Origin of the sequence: Rhodanobacter panaciterrae (assembly GCF_014651895.1) — a bacterium.
Classification (GTDB): domain Bacteria; phylum Pseudomonadota; class Gammaproteobacteria; order Xanthomonadales; family Rhodanobacteraceae; genus Rhodanobacter; species Rhodanobacter panaciterrae.
Genome location: NZ_BMXT01000001.1, coordinates 120020 through 135902, shown reverse-complemented (window position 1 = coordinate 135902; position 15883 = coordinate 120020). Strand labels below are relative to the sequence as shown.

Below are 15883 nucleotides of genomic sequence, written 5' to 3'. Positions count from 1 at the left end.
CCATGCCGCACATGAAAAAAGGCCGCGGCATAACCGCGGCCTTTTTTGTATCCGTCGCGGATGCTCAGCGGATAACGCGCTTCATCGCATCGATCACATGCGCCACCGTGAAGCCGAAGTGCTCGAACAACTGCGGTGCCGGCGCCGACGCGCCGAACGTGGTCATGCCGACCACCTCGCCGTCCAGGCCCACGTACTTGCACCAGAAGTCGGCCGTCGCCGCTTCCACCGCCACGCGCGCGCGGCACCAGCCCGGCAGCACACCTTCGCGGTATTCCAGCGGCTGCGCATCGAACACCTCGGTGCACGGCATCGACACCACGCGTGCCGCGATGCCTTGCTGGGCCAATGCGCGCGAAGCCTCCATCGCCAGCTCCACTTCCGAGCCGGTGGCGATCAGGATCGCCTGGAACTTCGTGTCCAGCGGATCGGACAGCACATAGCCGCCACGCATGATGTCGGCAACCTGCTGCTCGCTGCGCTGCTGATGCTTGAGGTTCTGTCGCGAGAAGATCAGGCACGACGGCGCGCCCTTGCGCTCGATCGCCGCCTTCCATGACGCCGCCGACTCCACCGCGTCGCACGGGCGCCACAGCTGGTTGTTCGGGATGTAGCGCAGGCTGGCCATGTGCTCGACCGGCTGATGCGTCGGGCCGTCTTCGCCCAGACCGATCGAATCGTGCGTGTAGACGTGGATCGCATGCGCTGGGATCAGCGCGCTCATGCGCACTGCGTTGCGTGCGTAGTCGGAGAACACCAGGAAGGTGGCATCGTACGGAATGAAGCCGCCGTGCAGCGCCAGGCCGTTGGCGATCGCGGTCATGCCGAATTCGCGCACGCCGTAGTAGACGTAGTTGCCCTTGCCGTCCGCGCTGTTGCCGTTGGCGGCATCGAGGCTGCCCTTCCACTTGGTCAAGTTGGAGCCGGCCAGATCGGCCGAACCGCCGATCAGTTCCGGCAGCAGCGGACCGAACGCGTCCAACGTCATCTGTGAGGCCTTGCGCGTAGCGACTTCCGGACCTTCCGCCTGCAGCTTTGCGATATACGCCTGCGACTTCGCGGCCCAGTCGGTCGGCAATTCGCCGGCCAGGCGGCGCTTGAATTCAGCGGCCAGCTCCGGATGCGCCGCAGCGTATTTCGCGAACGCGTCGTTCCAGGCCTGTTCGGCTTCATTACCTGACTTTCTGTGATCCCAACCGGCGTAGATCTCCGCGGGGATCTCGAACGGCGCGTAGTTCCAGCCCAGCTGCGCACGAGCGGCGGCGATCTCGTCCTTGCCCAGCGGCGCGCCGTGACTTTCTTCCTTGCCCTGCTTGTGTGGCGCACCGAAGCCGATGATGGTCTTGGCGCAGATCAGGGTGGGTTTGTCGTTCTGCACAGTAGCGGCGGCAATCGCCTTCTTCACCGCCTCGGCGTCATGGCCATCGACACCACGGATCACGTTCCAGCCGTACGCTTCAAAACGAGCCGGCGTGTTGTCGGTGAACCAGCCGTGCACTTCGCCGTCGATCGAGATGCCGTTGTCGTCGTAGATCGCGACCAGCTTGCCCAGCTGCCAGGTGCCGGCCAGCGAAGCGACTTCATGCGAGATGCCTTCCATCAGGCAACCGTCGCCGAGGAAGACGTAGGTGTGATGATCGACGATGGCATGCCCGTCGCGGTTGAAATGCGCCGCCAGCACCTTCTCCGCCAGCGCGAAGCCGACCGCATTGGCCAGACCCTGGCCGAGCGGACCGGTAGTGGTTTCCACGCCCGGGGTTTCGCTGGCTTCCGGATGGCCGGCAGTCTTCGAGTGCAGCTGACGGAAGTGCTTGAGCTGATCCATCGGCAGGTCGAACCCGGTCAGGTGCAGCAGCGCGTACTGCAGCATCGAGCCGTGGCCGTTGGAGAGCACGAAGCGGTCGCGGTTGAACCACTTCGGATTGGCCGGATTGAACTGCAGGAAATCGTTCCACAGCACCTCGGCGATATCCGCCATGCCCATCGGCATGCCCGGATGACCGGACTTGGCCGCCTCCACGGCGTCCATGGCAAGGGCGCGCACGGCGTTGGCGAGTTCGCGGCGGGTGGTCATCGGCACATCTCCGGAAGGCTTGGCAAAACGCTGATTGTCGCCGATCCGACCTGGCGCTGTCGCCCCGGTCACCTCGTCTGCACACTACTTTTCGATGCGCGCGAATAGTGTGCCGTGAATTAACTCATCCTTAATTTCTCCGGAGCGGATACCGCCGAGCTTCAGGCTGGAATGCGTTCAATGGCCGGCGCGTGGCTTCCGCGCGCCACCGTCTGCGCACGTCCCCAAGTGCCCGACGGTGCGTTGTCTATAAGAAGGAGAACCCCATGAAAAAGACCTTGCTTGCCTTTGCACTCGCCTCTACCAGCCTGCTTGCCCTGCCCGCCTTGGCGCAGGACGCGGCACCGGCATCCTCAACGCCTGACACGACAACCAGCAGCACCCAGCCCGCTGGCGGCAACTATCAGCCGAATCAGCCGGTCGGCAGTGGCAACTGGTTTGTCGACGGCAGTGTCGGCCAGGCGCATCTGAACAAGGGCCCGTACAACGACCACCCGACCACCTATGCGATCAACGGTGGCTACCGCTGGAAAGTGGGCCAGGATCTGGGTCTCGGCGTCGATGTCGGCTACAACGACCTGGGCAACTTCAAGCTGAAGAACGCCTTCAACAGCAACGACGTCAACCTGACCTCGCAGCGCAATGCCCTGCGCGGCTGGACTGCCGGCGTGAACGGCAAGATCAACGTGTGGCAAGACCTGTACCTCAGCGGCCGCGCCGGCGTGTACGGCTGGAAAGGTCAGGGCTACGACAACCAGAGCATCAATCGGCACGACCTCGACAAGGTCGACTATTACGCCGGCACCGGCGTGGGCTACGACTTCAGCGAGCACTTTGGCCTGGGCCTGTCCTACGACTACTTCCACGCCAAGAAGGACCGCGTCAGCCTGTCCACCGATACCGCATCGCTGACGGCGGAATATCGCTTCTGAAGATACGCAACGAATGGTGCGGAGGCTCATTTCCGCGCCATCTTTGCGCGCTGCATTAACCTTGGCTTAATACTGAACTAGTCGGTATTGAATCTTTCAGCCAGCACCCCATCTAACGGTACAAGTGTCGCCGCCTGACTTGGGCAGCGCACCTTCAGCAGCGGCCACTCCCCCCTTTCGGGCCGACTGCCATGACAACTGGAGCATCTCAAAATGAAAAAGACCCTGCTTGCCCTCGCCCTCACCACCGCCGGCCTGCTGGCCGTTCCTGCCGTGTTTGCGCAGAGCGCGCCGACCGACAACGGCGGCTGGTTCATCAACGGTAACGTCGGCCGCACCTCCATCAACCAAGGTCCGTACGACGGCCATGACACCGGCTACGCCCTCAACGGCGGCTACCGCTGGTCGCTGGCGCCGAACTTCTCGCTGGGCGCCGAAGTGGGCTACAACGATCTGGGCAACATCCACGCCAAGAACGTCTTCAACAGCCAGCCGGTGATCGCCCCAGGCAAGTCCCAGCTGCACGGCTGGACCGCCGGTGCCAATGCCCACCTTGACCTGAGCCCGAACTGGTACCTCAGCGGTCGCGCCGGCCTCTACAGCTGGACCGGCCACGGCATGAGCAACGACGTCAATCCGGTCCGCAAGGGCCTGAGCGACAACAGCTGGTACGCCGGTGCCGGTGTGGGCTACAACATCACCAGCAACCTCAGTGTCGGTCTGAACTACGACTACTTCGACGCGCAGAAGCGCAACGTTGATCTGAGCACCGACATGGTCTCGGCCAGCGCGGAATACCGCTTCTGATCCGTCTGCAACATGGAAAGAAACGAAACGGGCGCCGCAAGGCGCCCGTTTTTATTTGCGACCCTGTTTGTCAAAATCGCAATATGTTACGTTCATCTATGCAATAGCTTCACCAAATGGCACAGGGGCCACTATGAAAATCATTTCGCGCATCGCATTGATCGCCGCTTTTACGCCGCTTTTCGGAGGTTGTTTCAACTTGGCAACTCAGCCATCCCAAATCACTCCGTCGTATACGTCTGAGCTCAAATACGAGCCTTATGATTGCCCACGCCTCGGCATAGAACTCAACACTCTGGCTCGGCGCGAGGATCAGCTTGTAATCGCTCAAGAGCAGCGCCGCAAATCAAGTAAAGTTCAGGCTTTCTGGCTTGGTTATGGTCAAGGTGATGGCGTCGAGGCATCAGAGCTTGCAAATATCAGGGGCGAGAAAGAAGCAGTTCGCAAAGCTATTGATCTAAAATCGTGCGGCAAGCAAAGCTAGCTCGTCGCCGAATACCGCTACAGATCCATTGAGAACCATGTAAATAAAACGGGCGCCTTAAGGCGCCCGTTTTATTTACATCGCGAGCGCTGAGTCGCGCTAGAAATACGTCCCCGCTCGATCAGCCCTTCCACTGACCCAGCGCTGCCAGGCCGTTGTCGCGGGCGCGGGCGTGCACGGTCTTCTGTGCGTCGGCGTAGTTCGCCTTCATATCCTTCGCCCACAACTTCAGCGCCGCCTGCTGCATGGCACGACCGTAGGAGAACGACAGCGGCCACGGATGCGGACCGATCTGGTTCATCGCGTTCAGATGCGCAGTCGACTGCAGGTCGGTCTGACCGCCGGAGAGGAACACGATGCCCGGCAGCGAGGCTGGCACCGTGGTCTTGAGCACGCGCACGGTGGCCTCGGCGACTTCCTCGACGTCGACCTGCTCGTCCGAATCCTTGCCCGGGATGACCATGCTGACCTTCAGGATGGTGCCTTCCAGCATCACGTTCTGCTCGTACAACGCGTTGAACAGGCTGCGCAGCACGGCCTCGTGCACTTCGTAGCTGACTTCGATGCTGTGGTCGCCGTCCATGATCACTTCTGGCTCGACCATCGGCACGATGCCCGCTTCCTGGCACAGCGCGGCGTAACGGGCCAGCACGTGGCAGTTCGCCTCGATCGCGGTGGAGCTGGGGTTGTCTTCGGAGATGTTGATCACCGCGCGCCACTTGGCGAACTGTGCGCCCAACTTGGCGTATTCCTGCAGGCGTTCGCGCAGGCCGTCGAGGCCTTCGGTGACCACGTCGCCGGGGAAGCCGGCCAGCGGTTGCGGGCCCTTGTCGACCTTGATGCCCGGGATGATGCCGAGCTTCTTCATCAGCTGGGTGAACGGCACGCCGTCCTTGGTCGACTGACGGATCGTCTCGTCGTACAGGATCGCGCCGGAGATGTGCTCGTTCAGGCCCGGCGTGGTCAGCAGCAACTCGCGGTAGGCACGGCGATTCTCTTCGGTGTTCTCGATGCCGACGGCCTCGAAACGCTTCTTGATGGTGTTGGTCGACTCGTCGATGGCGATGATGCCCTTGCCGGGCGCGACCATCGCCAAGGCGATGCTTTCGAGATCTTCAATACTCATGACGACTCCGTATAGCGAGGACGATGCGTGCCCGCACAAGGTTGAAACCGCCTCGAGAGCGAAGCGGCATGGTTAAAAACGTCAATTATAGGCCAGATCGGCGCGATCGGCCGCCGCCGGGCCCGCTGGCGCCGTGTCAATGCCGATTCAGGGCGTGTAACCGGGCAGTTTGCACGCGTCCATCAACTGCTGACGCTGCGCCGGATCCTGCGGTGAGTTGAACGGCACCACGTAATAGGTGGCGACTGGATCACCGATGCGGTTGCTCAGCGACGGACCGTAGCGGAAATTGGAAACCGCACTGCGCGCTACCGGGCCCAGGTCGCTCTTGGGCACAACCTTGACCACCTGCACATCCATCGGCACGCCGTTGGAACCGATCGTATAGGTCACCGCCGCACAACCGGGCTTGTCCAGATTCAACCCGCTGTTCGGCGCATCCATCTGCACCTTGGTATTCAACAGGATCCAGTAGCGGTAAAGATCCTGTTGGTCGACCTTGCGCGACTGCGCCAGCAACGGCGCGACGAAGCCCAGCGCCAATGCCAGCAACAGAGTCTGACGAAACGGGCGAAACATCGTTTTCATGGCGATCTCCTGCGCACATTGCACCAAGTTGAGAGTGTAACCGTCCGGCGGATCGGGAGCTGCCGACCGCAGCCAGTCAGATGGCTGCCAGACAGCATCAAAGATCGCGCAGGCTCTCGATCGTGCCGCCGGCACCGACCGAGAGCAGTTTCAGCGTGTTGGTACCGCCGACGTGGCCGACGCGGTCACCGTAGGTGATTACCACACTGTCGCCCTCGACCAGCTTGCCCTTCTCGAACAACAGTTGCACCGCGGCGCGGGTGGAGGAGGCCATGCTCTGCTTCTCGCCATGGCTGAACTCTACCGGCTGCACGTCGCGCAGCACCTGCATGCGCCGACGCGCGGCCGCGAACGGCGACATGCCGTAGATCGGCACCGCGCTGCGGTAGCGCGACAGCCACTGCGCGGTAGCACCGGACTCGGTCAACGCCACGATCGCGCGCACACCCAGTTGGCCGGCCAGCACCATCGCAGCCAGTGCGATCGCCTGATCGGTGCGGTTCATCTGGTGATTGGTGCCCGTCAGGTCTTCCTTCGGCTCGAACTGGCGCTCGGCACCGAGGCAGATCCGGCGCATCGCCGCCACTGCCTTGTCCGGATGCGCGCCGGCCGCGGTTTCCTCCGACAGCATCACTGCGTCGGTGCCGTCGATCACCGCGTTCGCCACGTCCAGCACCTCAGCGCGGGTCGGGATCGGCGAACGCACCATCGACTGCAGCATCTGGGTGGCGGTGATCACCGCACGATTGCGCTGCACCGATTCGCGGATGATCTTCTTCTGCAGGCCGGGCAGCTCGGCATCGCCGATCTCCACGCCGAGGTCGCCGCGCGCCACCATCACCACGTCGGAGGCGTCGATGATCTCGCCCAGTACCGGGATCGCATCGGCGCGCTCGATCTTCGCCACCAGCGACGCGTTGCCGCCGGCCTCATGCAGCAATCGACGCGCTTGATGCATGTCATCGGCCGAGCGCACGAACGACACCGCCAGGAAATCCGCGCCGATCTCGGCAGCCAGCTTGATATCGGCCTTGTCCTTGTCCGACAGCGCCGTGACCGACAATCCACCGCCCTGCCGGTTGAGGCCCTTGCGATTGGACAGCTTGCCGCCGATCAGCACCTGGCAACGCACTTCGGCGCCAACCACGGCCAGCACGGTCAACGCGACCAAACCGTCGTCCAGCAGCAACACGTCACCTGCATGCACGTCTTGCGGCAATTCGTAGTAACTGACGCCGACGCGGGAAACATCGCCGGGCGGCGCATCGGGGCGGCAATCCAGCACGAACGAGGCGCCGTCGACCAATTCCACCGGCCCGTTCGCGAACGTCTCGATGCGGATCTTCGGCCCCTGCAGATCAGCCAGCACGCCGACCTCGCGCCCGGCCGCCGCCGCCGCCACACGTACCGCGTTGGCACGTGCGCGGTGATCGTCCGGCTGACCATGCGACAGGTTCAGCCGGACCACGTCGACACCTTCGGCGATGATTTTTTCGAGCATGCCCGGCGCGTCGGTGGCGGGCCCGAGCGTGGCAACGATCTTGGTACGGCGTGTGGGGGTTTCAGTAGTCATGCAGGGAGCCTAGCAGAACTATCCGCGTGCTTCGTCAGCCGCCAGCAGCTGCCGGCGCATCACCCTGCAGGGCGAGATTGAGCACCTCGGCCAGGCGCCGACCACCTTCGCGCAGACGCTGTTCGGCCACCGGCAATTCGGCGCTCACATAAGCTGCGCTGATGCTGTGGCCGTCCGGATAGAAACCGGCTTCGGCGGTGATCCGACAGGACTCTTCGGCCCACTGCGCGTAAGGGTTGTCCAGCGGCGCAATCGGCATCGGCATCGCGACCGGAACCGGCGAGTCGAGCTGCTGCGCATAGGCCTGCCATTCGATGCCGCGGGTGCGCAACATGCCCGAGTCCCACACCTTGTGCAGGTTGCTGCCCTTGCCGTCGAACTGCACCTGATAGGTGTTGCCACCCTTGTCGTCAAGATAGCCGGCGTGCAGTGGCTGGTGGATGTCGCCGACAAAATGCACCACGAATTTCAGCGCCTCGCGGCGCGCGGCATCCGGCTGGCTGCGATCGCCCAGCACACCTACGTAGTACTGCAGCGCCGACACCACACAGCGACCGTCGCGGCAGTCGCGCGGCGGCACGTAATCGCAATCGCTGCCACCACGGAAATTGATGTAGTGCTGGGCGCGGGTCTGTTTCCACAGGGCGGCGCGCGCCGGATCGTCTTGCACCTGGTCGGCCCAGTTGGCGATATCAGCCAGCGACTGGGTATGTTCCGGCGCCAGCAGCCGCTCGACCTCGGCCTCGGCCGCCGGACTCAGATGGCGCTGCGCCAGTTCGGCCACCACGCTGTGACCGAGCGGTCCCCATGCCTGTACCGGTGCGACCAGCAGGCAGGCAAGCAGGGCAGTGGTGGCGCGGCGAGTAAAGCTCATGCGAATGGTCCTTCGAGGCAATCGCGGCAGTCTGCCACAGTCGGTTCGGAATTTATGGCGCGATCCGGCAAAGGCATGCCAGCCGCAGCGAGCGCCGGGAGCCGATTGGCTGTAAAATTGCGGCTTTGCCGGCCGCTTGCCGCGGCCACGTTTTCATTCCCTTCTGGAGGACGTTCACCCATGACCATCAAGGTCGGCATCAACGGCTTCGGCCGCATCGGTCGCAATGTGCTTCGCGCCGCCGTGCAGAACTTCGGCAACGACATCGAGATCGTGGCGATCAACGACCTGCTCGAGCCGGACTACCTGGCCTACATGCTCAGCTACGACTCGGTGCATGGCCGCTTCAAGGGCGATGTCAAAGTGGAAGATGGCCACCTGGTGATCAACGGCAAGACCATCCGGCTGACCCAGGAGCGCGATCCGGCCAACCTGAAGTGGAACGAGGTGAACGCCGACGTGGTGATCGAGTCCACTGGCCTGTTCCTGGACAAGGTCACCGCGCAGAAGCATCTGGATGCGGGCGCCAAGAAAGTGATCCTGTCCGCACCGTCGAAGGACGACACACCGATGTTCGTCTACGGCGTCAACGACAAGAAGTATGCGGGCGAGGCGATCGTCTCCAATGCCAGCTGCACCACCAACTGCCTCGCGCCGATCGCGAAGGTGCTCAATGACAAGTGGGGCATCAAGCGTGGCCTGATGACCACCGTGCACGCCGCCACTGCGACGCAGAAGACGGTCGATGGTCCGAGCAACAAGGACTGGCGCGGCGGCCGCGGCATCCTCGAGAACATCATTCCCTCCTCCACCGGCGCCGCCAAGGCTGTCGGCGTGGTGATTCCCGAGCTCAACAAGAAGCTCACCGGCATGAGCTTCCGCGTGCCGACGTCGGATGTGTCCGTGGTCGACCTCACCGTCGAACTGGAAAAGCCCGCAACTTATGCCGAGATCTGCGCCGAGATGAAGGCACAGAGCGAAGGCGCCTTGAAGGGCATCCTCGGCTACACCACCGACAAGGTCGTCGCCACCGATTTCCGCGGTGACGCACACACCTCGATCTTCGACGCCGAAGCCGGCATCGCGCTCGACGACACCTTCGTCAAGCTGGTCAGCTGGTACGACAACGAGTGGGGCTACTCGAACAAGTGCCTGGAAATGGTGCGCGTGGTCGCGGCCAAATAAGGCGTGCCATCCCCGAAATGAAAAGCCGCACCCCTTGGTGCGGCTTTTTCGTTAATGACGGCCTTGATCCAGATCAGCGCGACTGGCTCGCGAACGGCGCAGAATCGCAACGCTGCCCTTCACCACACCGATGTGGCCCCAGCGCAGTACATATTTCAAGCACGCTCTGCAATCGCGACCCACGATGCTCGCCATGAACCCATCGACTCCATTCGACGAGTCTGCGATCGCCACTTTGGTCGACCGCTTCTACGAAAAAGTGCGGCTCGATCCGGAACTCGGCCCGGTGTTCAACGCGGCCGTGCATGACTGGGACGAACACAAGCACCTGCTGACCTCGTTCTGGGCCTCGGTGGCATTGCGTGCAAGCAGCTATCGCGGCAACCCGATGGCGGCGCATCGGCCGCATCCGATCCGCGCCGAACACTTCGATCATTGGCTCACGCTATGGCGCGAAACCTGTGCGGAGGAGCTGAACGAAGCCCATGCTGCGCAGATGCTGGAATATGCCCAGCGCATCGGCCAGAGCCTCAAGCTCGGACTCGGCCTGCGTCCGCAGGCACACCCGTTCGGCGTGCCGATCGTGGGCATCAGCCGCTGAGAAAAGCTCCGCAGGAGCGCACCGAGTGCGCTCCTGCGCCATCACGCCAGCGCTTTCAGCGCCGCGTCGTAGTTCGGCTCATGCGCGATCTCGCCGACCAGTTCGGCGTGGATCACCTTGTCGTGTTCGTCCAGCACCACGACTGCACGCGCGGCCAGGCCGGCCAGCGGGCCGCTGACGATCGCCACGCCGTAGTCGTTGAGGAACTGGTGACCGCGCATCAGCGACAGGTTGATGACCTGCTTCAGCCCTTCGGCGCCACAGAAGCGCGCCTGCGCAAACGGCAGGTCGGCCGAGATGCACAGCACCACGGTGTTGTCGAGCTGGCTCGCCGATTCGTTGAAATGGCGCACCGACATGGCACAGGTCGGCGTATCGACGCTGGGGAAAATGTTCAGCACCTTGCGCTTGCCGGAAAAATTCGACAGCGTGACATCGGACAGGTCGCCGCCGACCAGGGTGAACGCCGGCGCCGGCGTACCCACCACCGGAAACTGGCCGTTGATGCGGATCGGCTGACCCTTGAGCGTGACGTTGGACATGTTGCACCTCGTGAGGAAAAAACGGCCTACAAGTAGAACATGGTCTTGGCCAGAAAGACGATCCCGATCATCAGGACCAGCACGATGCGGTGGGTGTGCCGGAACCGGCAGACGTCCATGCTGCCACGCCGTGACGCCCACATCGCATTGACGAACACACCAAGCACGCCGAACGCCAGCAGCACCTTCAGCAGCAACAGGTTGCCGAAGCGCGAGCCGACGCAGCCGAAACCATCGCAACGGATATCAAACAGGAGGCCGCCGCTGACGAACAGCACGATCACCACCACCGGCATGAACCGGCGCACCTGCGCGATCACCGCCTGCTCGATGCGATGCATGATGGCGGCATCGAAGTGCTTGTGCAGCGACTCGACCACCAATACCTCGAACGCCACTGCGCCAACAAACACGATCACGCAGGACAGGTGCAGCAACACGATCCACGGATACCAAGCAGCCATGCGCATTCTCCCGGGACGTCATCAGCGAAGTCTGCATGTCATCATTGGTAGACGCGCTGATTTGGATCAGGTGCGCATGGCTACGCTGGCGCCTCAACCCGGCTTGCCGTCTACCCGCGGGGTCAGATAAATCCACACCGAACGCAGCACCCACGGCAGGAACGCCAGCAGCCAACCGTACGCTGCGATCGCCAGCCACCAGTAAACATCACCGCCCAGCTCGGCACGGATACGCAGCAGCACCACGATCTGCAGCAAGCCGAAGCACAGCCACGCCACCGCACCCATCTGCAGCGGCCGACCCGAATGACCCTGGGTCACGCGCGTAACCATCGCCACTAGCATCGAACCGAAATAGCCGATCGCCAAGGCATGCAACGGCGCGCGACCGAGCAGCTGCTGGCCGTTGATCGCGTAAATCACGTCCTGCACCGCAAACAGCACGAACGCCAGCGGCAACCACGCAAACGCCAGATGCAGCACCGCCAGCAAACCCGGCCGCCGCGCCTTCCATGGTTGCCACGCCAGCGCGTGCCAACCGAACACCAGCGCCAGCGGAATATCCACCAGCCACAGCCAGCCCAGCGCACCGCGCCAGTCCAGCAGCGCGTGCGTCAACAGCAGCACCCACACCAGCGTCAGGCTCCAGCGCGGACGCACCACTACGTAGTCCTTCGCCACATTGCCGCTGAAGAACGGCAGCATGCGGTGCGTCACCGTGAAGAAGATCGGCAACAAGAGACCGAACGTGCCCAGCCGGATCGCCAGCATCGCGCACGCCACCGGGCCGCCAAACAGATAGACCAGAAACGCGAGCAGGCCCAGCGTGCCGAACCCCAGCGCGAGCAGGCACGAGCGCGCGTGATCATCACGATCCTCGGACGCACGCAGCACCGTCGCCAGCGTCCAGCCGCCGATCAGGTAGCCGGCCAGCATCACGACAAAACCGAGCTTGAGCAACCACGGCAGATCGAGCAGGCCCACGTTCGCCAGCACGTAACCGCCGAACACGCAGCCGGCCACCGGCACATAGCACGCCCGCGGCAACGCCCGCCGATGCAACCAGCGCGGAAACACGGTCAACAGAAAGCCAAACATGAATAGCGGAAACATGCCGTACTGGATCAACATCGCATGCGCCCAGCCCGGCGGTATCGACGGCTGCGGCCAACTGCCCAGCCCGAAACGCATCCAGGTCAGCTCCAACGCCCACCACGCCATGCTGAGCAGCACCGCGACGGAACCGGCCAGAAACAGCAGCCGATGCGGCGCCGACGTCAGCAGCGCCGGCAACTCCGCGAACGTGGCCGGTTTGGCCTTTGCAGTCGATGATTCAGACATGACGCGAGCCAGACCGAGTGGGAACGATCCGCCATGATGCGTGCCGCCCTGAGCGGCGGCCATGATCTGGGTCAAATCACGCTGGTGAATCCGCTCAGCAGCGGCGGCATCAATCCGGCAACAACGCCTGCCCGATCGCGCGCAGACCCGGCACATCCAGCAAATGCAATTCACGCCCTTCGATCTGGATCAGCTTCTGCGCCCGGAAGCGGCTGAGCACGCGGCTAACCGTTTCGGCGGCAAGCCGCAGGTAGTTCGCGATGTCACCACGCGACATGCTGAGGTGGAAATGCGTGGCGGAAAAGCCGCGCGCGGCGTAGCGGCTGGCCAGGTCCATCAGGAACGCGGCCACCCGCTCATCGGCACTATGGTCGCCGGCCAGCAGCGACGCACTGCCCAGTTCCTTGCTGAGCATGCGGAACAGATGCTGCTGCACCGCCGGCACGCGCGAGGCCAGCGCGCTCATCGCGGGAAACGAGAAGCGGCAGAAGAACGCTGTATCCAGCGCCACTGCATCGCACGGGAAACGCTCGGGATAGATCGCGTTGAGGCCGATCACTTCGCCGGGCAAGTAGAAGCCGAGCACCTGCTCGCGACCGTCCTTGTCGACCATGCGGGTTTTCACGGTGCCGCCGCGCACAGCGAAGATCGCGCGGAACGGATCACCGGTGCGGAAGATGTGTTCGCCCGCGCAGAACGGCCCGACATGCTCGACCAGGCACTGCAGTTCGGCCAGCTCGGGCTTGTCGTAACCTGCCGCGATGCAGGCACTGGAGAACGCGCAGGTACCGCAGAAACGCGTCTCATCGCCGTCGTCGGCAATCGAGCTGGGCAACTCGGCAAGTTGGAATGGCGGGACGCTGGATCGCATGCCCGGATGGTGCCGTGTCACGGCCAGCGGGTCAAAGCGCGAGTTGTCACAGGCGTGTGTGTGACAGGGCCAATGCAGACCCTGTCAGCAACGCTATCAGCCCCGATACGGCGCGATCTGCTGCTCGATCGAACCAAAGATCGAAGCACCAGCAGCATCGGTGATGTCGATCTTCAGGTGGTCACCGAACTTCAGGAACGGTGTACTCGGCTGGCCGTCGCGCAAGGTTTCCACCGTGCGCTGCTCGGCCAGGCATGACGCGCCCTTGCCGGTGTCCTCGTTGGCGATGGTGCCGGAACCGACGATGCTGCCGGCCGTCAACGGACGCGTCTTTGCCACGTGGGCGACCAGCTCGGCAAAGCTGAACTGCATATCGACACCGCACTCGGCCTCGCCGAACCATGCGCCGTTCAACCAGGTGCGCATCGGCAGATGCAGCTTGTCGCCCTGCCACGCGTCGCCCAGTTCATCCGGTGTCACCAGCACCGGCGACAGCGCCGAACGCGGTTTGGATTGCAGAAAGCCGAAGCCCTTGGCCAGTTCTTTCGGGATCAATCCGCGCAGGCTGACGTCGTTGATCAGGCCGATCAGCTGGATGTGCTCCGACGCCTGCGCCGGTGTCACCGCCATCGGCACGTCGTCGGTGATCACGATCACTTCAGCCTCCAGGTCGATGCCGTAGTCCTCACTCGGCACCACCACCGGATCGCGCGGACCGAGAAAACCGGCGCTGGTCGCCTGGTACATCAGCGGATCGGTGTAGAACGACTTCGGCACCTCGGCACCACGCGCGCGACGCACGCGCTCGACATGCGGCAGGTAGGCCGAGCCGTCGACGAATTCGTACGCGCGCGGCAGCGGCGAGGCGAGTGCCGTCATGTCCAGCGCGAACGCGCCGCTGGCCTTGCCTTCGTTCAATTCGTCCGACAGCGCGTTAAGTCGCGGCGCGCTGTTGGACCAGTCGTCCAGCGCGACCTGCAAGGTCGGCGCGATGGCGCTGGCCTTCACGGCCTTCGTCAGATCACGGCTGACCACGATCAGCGTACCGTCGCGGCCGCCTTCCTTCAGACTTCCCAGCTTCATGCGTTTCTCCAGACAGAACGGTGCGGCGGCTTACGCCTGCGACGGATCGAAGTGCTTGCGGATGCCCTGCCAGCATTCGTGATAATTGTCCTGCAACTGCACCGAATCCAGCGCCTGTTGCGTGGGCCGGATCACCTTGCGCGTCTCGAACATGAAGGCCATCGTGCCGCCGATCACGTCCGGTTTCGACAGGTCGGCGTTGGACGCCTTCTCGAACGTGGCCGCATCCGGACCGTGCCCGCTCATGCAATTGTGCAGCGACGCGCCGCCGGGCAGGAAGCCTTCGGCCTTGGCGTCGTATACGCCGGTGATCAAGCCCATGAACTCGCTGGCCACGTTGCGATGGAACCACGGCGGCCGGAACGTATGCTGCGCCACCAGCCAGCGCGGCGGGAAGATCGCCAGATCCACGTTCGCCGTGCCTTCCTGCTCGCTGGGCGAGGTCAGCACGGTGAAGATCGACGGATCGGGATGATCGAAACTGATCGAGCCTATCGTGTTGAAGCGGCGCAGGTCGTACTTGTACGGCGCGTAGTTGCCGTGCCAGGCGACCACATCCAGTGGTGAGTGACCGATCTTCGCTGACCACAACATACCCTGGAACTTCGCGATCAGCTCGAACGCACCCTCGACATCCTCGTACGCCGCGTGCGGGGTGAGGAAATCGCGAGCGTTAGCCAGACAGTTCGAGCCGATCGGGCCCAGGTCCGGCAAGCGCAGCAGCGCGCCAAAGTTCTCGCAGATGTAGCCGCGAGCCTCATCACCCAGCAGCTCCACGCGGAAACGCACACCGCGCGGGATCACCGCGATCTCCTGCGGCTCGACGTCCAGCACGCCCAGCTCGGTGGCCAGGCGCAAGGCACCTTGCTGCGGCACGACCAGCAGCTCGCCATCGGCGTCGTAGAAAAACCGCCCCTGCATCGAGCGATTCGCCGTATAGACGTGGATACCCACGCCGGCCTGCTCGGCCGGGCCGCCATTGCCTGCCAGCGTGACTAGGCCATCGACGAAATCCGTCGGCTGCGACGGCATCGGCGGCGGATTCCAGCGCAGCTGGTTCGGCGTCGCCGGCGCTTCGTCGAAACGGTTATGGAACGTGGCATGCGCCAACGACTGAAACGGCTCATGCACTGCCGCCGGACGGATCCGGTACAGCCAGCTGCGCCGGTTGCTGTGCCGCGGTGCGGTGAATGCGGTGCCGGACAGCTGCTCCGCGTAGAGACCGTGCGCGACCCGCTGCGGCGAGTTTTGCCCTACCGGAAGCACGCCAGCGATCGCCTCGCTCGCGAACTCGTTGCCGAAGCCGGATTGGTAACCGTTGCTGACGATCGTCGCCAT

The 15883-nt window shown here is 63.4% G+C and carries 16 protein-coding genes; 5 read left to right on the top strand and 11 right to left on the bottom strand.

Annotated features, from left to right (window positions below):
• Positions 1–64: 64 nt before the first annotated feature.
• Entirely contained in the window at positions 65–2074 is a 2010-nt protein-coding gene (tkt, locus tag IE071_RS00630; RefSeq protein WP_189439261.1) for a transketolase, read from the bottom strand.
• Positions 2075–2340: 266 nt separating this feature from the next.
• Between tkt and IE071_RS00625 the strand changes: the two genes are divergently transcribed.
• The 3 genes from IE071_RS00625 to IE071_RS00615 all read left to right on the top strand — a co-directional run bounded on the left by IE071_RS00625 (position 2341) and on the right by IE071_RS00615 (position 4297).
• Positions 2341–3006 carry an outer membrane beta-barrel protein gene (locus IE071_RS00625; protein ID WP_189439260.1) on the top strand — a complete coding sequence of 222 codons (666 nt, stop codon included), beginning with the start codon at positions 2341–2343 and terminating at the stop codon, positions 3004–3006.
• 213 nt (positions 3007–3219) lie between these two features.
• Positions 3220–3813, top strand: a complete 594-nt coding sequence (locus tag IE071_RS00620; protein WP_189439259.1) for an outer membrane protein — start codon at positions 3220–3222, stop codon at positions 3811–3813.
• Positions 3814–3946: 133 nt separating this feature from the next.
• Positions 3947–4297 carry a hypothetical protein gene (locus tag IE071_RS00615; protein ID WP_189439258.1) on the top strand — a complete coding sequence of 117 codons (351 nt, stop codon included), beginning with the start codon at positions 3947–3949 and terminating at the stop codon, positions 4295–4297.
• A gap of 121 nt (positions 4298–4418) precedes the next feature.
• Here the strand turns inward: IE071_RS00615 and IE071_RS00610 are convergent, their stop codons facing one another.
• The 4 genes from IE071_RS00610 to IE071_RS00595 all read right to left on the bottom strand — a co-directional run bounded on the left by IE071_RS00610 (position 4419) and on the right by IE071_RS00595 (position 8458).
• Positions 4419–5423: a class I fructose-bisphosphate aldolase gene (locus IE071_RS00610; RefSeq protein ID WP_189439257.1), complete on the bottom strand. Its 1005-nt coding sequence runs from the start codon at positions 5421–5423 to the stop codon at positions 4419–4421.
• Between the two features lie 147 nt (positions 5424–5570).
• Positions 5571–6011: an energy transducer TonB gene (locus tag IE071_RS00605; RefSeq protein WP_189439256.1), complete on the bottom strand. Its 441-nt coding sequence runs from the start codon at positions 6009–6011 to the stop codon at positions 5571–5573.
• 97 nt (positions 6012–6108) lie between these two features.
• On the bottom strand, positions 6109–7584 hold the full coding sequence (gene pyk / locus IE071_RS00600) for a pyruvate kinase (protein WP_189439255.1): 1476 nt from the start codon (positions 7582–7584) through the stop codon (positions 6109–6111).
• A 34-nt stretch (positions 7585–7618) separates the two neighbouring features.
• Positions 7619–8458, bottom strand: a complete 840-nt coding sequence (locus IE071_RS00595) for a S1/P1 nuclease (RefSeq protein ID WP_189439254.1) — start codon at positions 8456–8458, stop codon at positions 7619–7621.
• A gap of 180 nt (positions 8459–8638) precedes the next feature.
• On the opposite strand from IE071_RS00595, the gene gap reads away from it, so the two are divergent.
• Entirely contained in the window at positions 8639–9643 is a 1005-nt protein-coding gene (gene gap / locus IE071_RS00590; protein ID WP_189439253.1) for a type I glyceraldehyde-3-phosphate dehydrogenase, read from the top strand.
• A 193-nt stretch (positions 9644–9836) separates the two neighbouring features.
• Positions 9837–10244, top strand: coding sequence for a group III truncated hemoglobin (locus IE071_RS00585; protein WP_189439252.1), 408 nt, complete (start codon positions 9837–9839; stop codon positions 10242–10244).
• 41 nt (positions 10245–10285) lie between these two features.
• Here IE071_RS00585 and tpx read toward each other — a convergent pair whose 3' ends face one another.
• The 6 genes from tpx to hmgA form a co-directional block, all read right to left on the bottom strand.
• On the bottom strand, positions 10286–10786 hold the full coding sequence (tpx, locus tag IE071_RS00580) for a thiol peroxidase (protein ID WP_189439251.1): 501 nt from the start codon (positions 10784–10786) through the stop codon (positions 10286–10288).
• Between the two features lie 26 nt (positions 10787–10812).
• Positions 10813–11250 carry a hypothetical protein gene (locus IE071_RS00575; RefSeq protein ID WP_189439250.1) on the bottom strand — a complete coding sequence of 146 codons (438 nt, stop codon included), beginning with the start codon at positions 11248–11250 and terminating at the stop codon, positions 10813–10815.
• A gap of 93 nt (positions 11251–11343) precedes the next feature.
• A complete protein-coding gene (locus IE071_RS00570; RefSeq protein ID WP_189439249.1) occupies positions 11344–12591 on the bottom strand; it encodes an NnrS family protein in 1248 nt (415 codons plus the stop codon).
• A gap of 109 nt (positions 12592–12700) precedes the next feature.
• Positions 12701–13462, bottom strand: a complete 762-nt coding sequence (locus IE071_RS00565; RefSeq protein WP_189439248.1) for a helix-turn-helix domain-containing protein — start codon at positions 13460–13462, stop codon at positions 12701–12703.
• A 96-nt stretch (positions 13463–13558) separates the two neighbouring features.
• Complete coding sequence (locus tag IE071_RS00560) at positions 13559–14545, bottom strand: fumarylacetoacetate hydrolase family protein (RefSeq protein WP_189439247.1); 987 nt, start codon at positions 14543–14545, stop codon at positions 13559–13561.
• 30 nt (positions 14546–14575) lie between these two features.
• A complete protein-coding gene (gene hmgA, locus IE071_RS00555) occupies positions 14576–15883 on the bottom strand; it encodes a homogentisate 1,2-dioxygenase (RefSeq protein WP_189439246.1) in 1308 nt (435 codons plus the stop codon).

Coding starts and splice junctions, on each gene's coding strand:
- tkt (WP_189439261.1), bottom strand. CDS start 2,074: ATGACCACCCGCCGCGAACTCGCCAACGCCGTGCGCGCCCTTGCCATG.
- IE071_RS00625 (WP_189439260.1), top strand. CDS start 2,341: ATGAAAAAGACCTTGCTTGCCTTTGCACTCGCCTCTACCAGCCTGCTT.
- IE071_RS00620 (WP_189439259.1), top strand. CDS start 3,220: ATGAAAAAGACCCTGCTTGCCCTCGCCCTCACCACCGCCGGCCTGCTG.
- IE071_RS00615 (WP_189439258.1), top strand. CDS start 3,947: ATGAAAATCATTTCGCGCATCGCATTGATCGCCGCTTTTACGCCGCTT.
- IE071_RS00610 (WP_189439257.1), bottom strand. CDS start 5,423: ATGAGTATTGAAGATCTCGAAAGCATCGCCTTGGCGATGGTCGCGCCC.
- IE071_RS00605 (WP_189439256.1), bottom strand. CDS start 6,011: ATGAAAACGATGTTTCGCCCGTTTCGTCAGACTCTGTTGCTGGCATTG.
- pyk (WP_189439255.1), bottom strand. CDS start 7,584: ATGACTACTGAAACCCCCACACGCCGTACCAAGATCGTTGCCACGCTC.
- IE071_RS00595 (WP_189439254.1), bottom strand. CDS start 8,458: ATGAGCTTTACTCGCCGCGCCACCACTGCCCTGCTTGCCTGCCTGCTG.
- gap (WP_189439253.1), top strand. CDS start 8,639: ATGACCATCAAGGTCGGCATCAACGGCTTCGGCCGCATCGGTCGCAAT.
- IE071_RS00585 (WP_189439252.1), top strand. CDS start 9,837: ATGAACCCATCGACTCCATTCGACGAGTCTGCGATCGCCACTTTGGTC.
- tpx (WP_189439251.1), bottom strand. CDS start 10,786: ATGTCCAACGTCACGCTCAAGGGTCAGCCGATCCGCATCAACGGCCAG.
- IE071_RS00575 (WP_189439250.1), bottom strand. CDS start 11,250: ATGGCTGCTTGGTATCCGTGGATCGTGTTGCTGCACCTGTCCTGCGTG.
- IE071_RS00570 (WP_189439249.1), bottom strand. CDS start 12,591: ATGTCTGAATCATCGACTGCAAAGGCCAAACCGGCCACGTTCGCGGAG.
- IE071_RS00565 (WP_189439248.1), bottom strand. CDS start 13,462: ATGCGATCCAGCGTCCCGCCATTCCAACTTGCCGAGTTGCCCAGCTCG.
- IE071_RS00560 (WP_189439247.1), bottom strand. CDS start 14,545: ATGAAGCTGGGAAGTCTGAAGGAAGGCGGCCGCGACGGTACGCTGATC.
- hmgA (WP_189439246.1), bottom strand. CDS start 15,883: ATGGCGACGATCGTCAGCAACGGTTACCAATCCGGCTTCGGCAACGAG.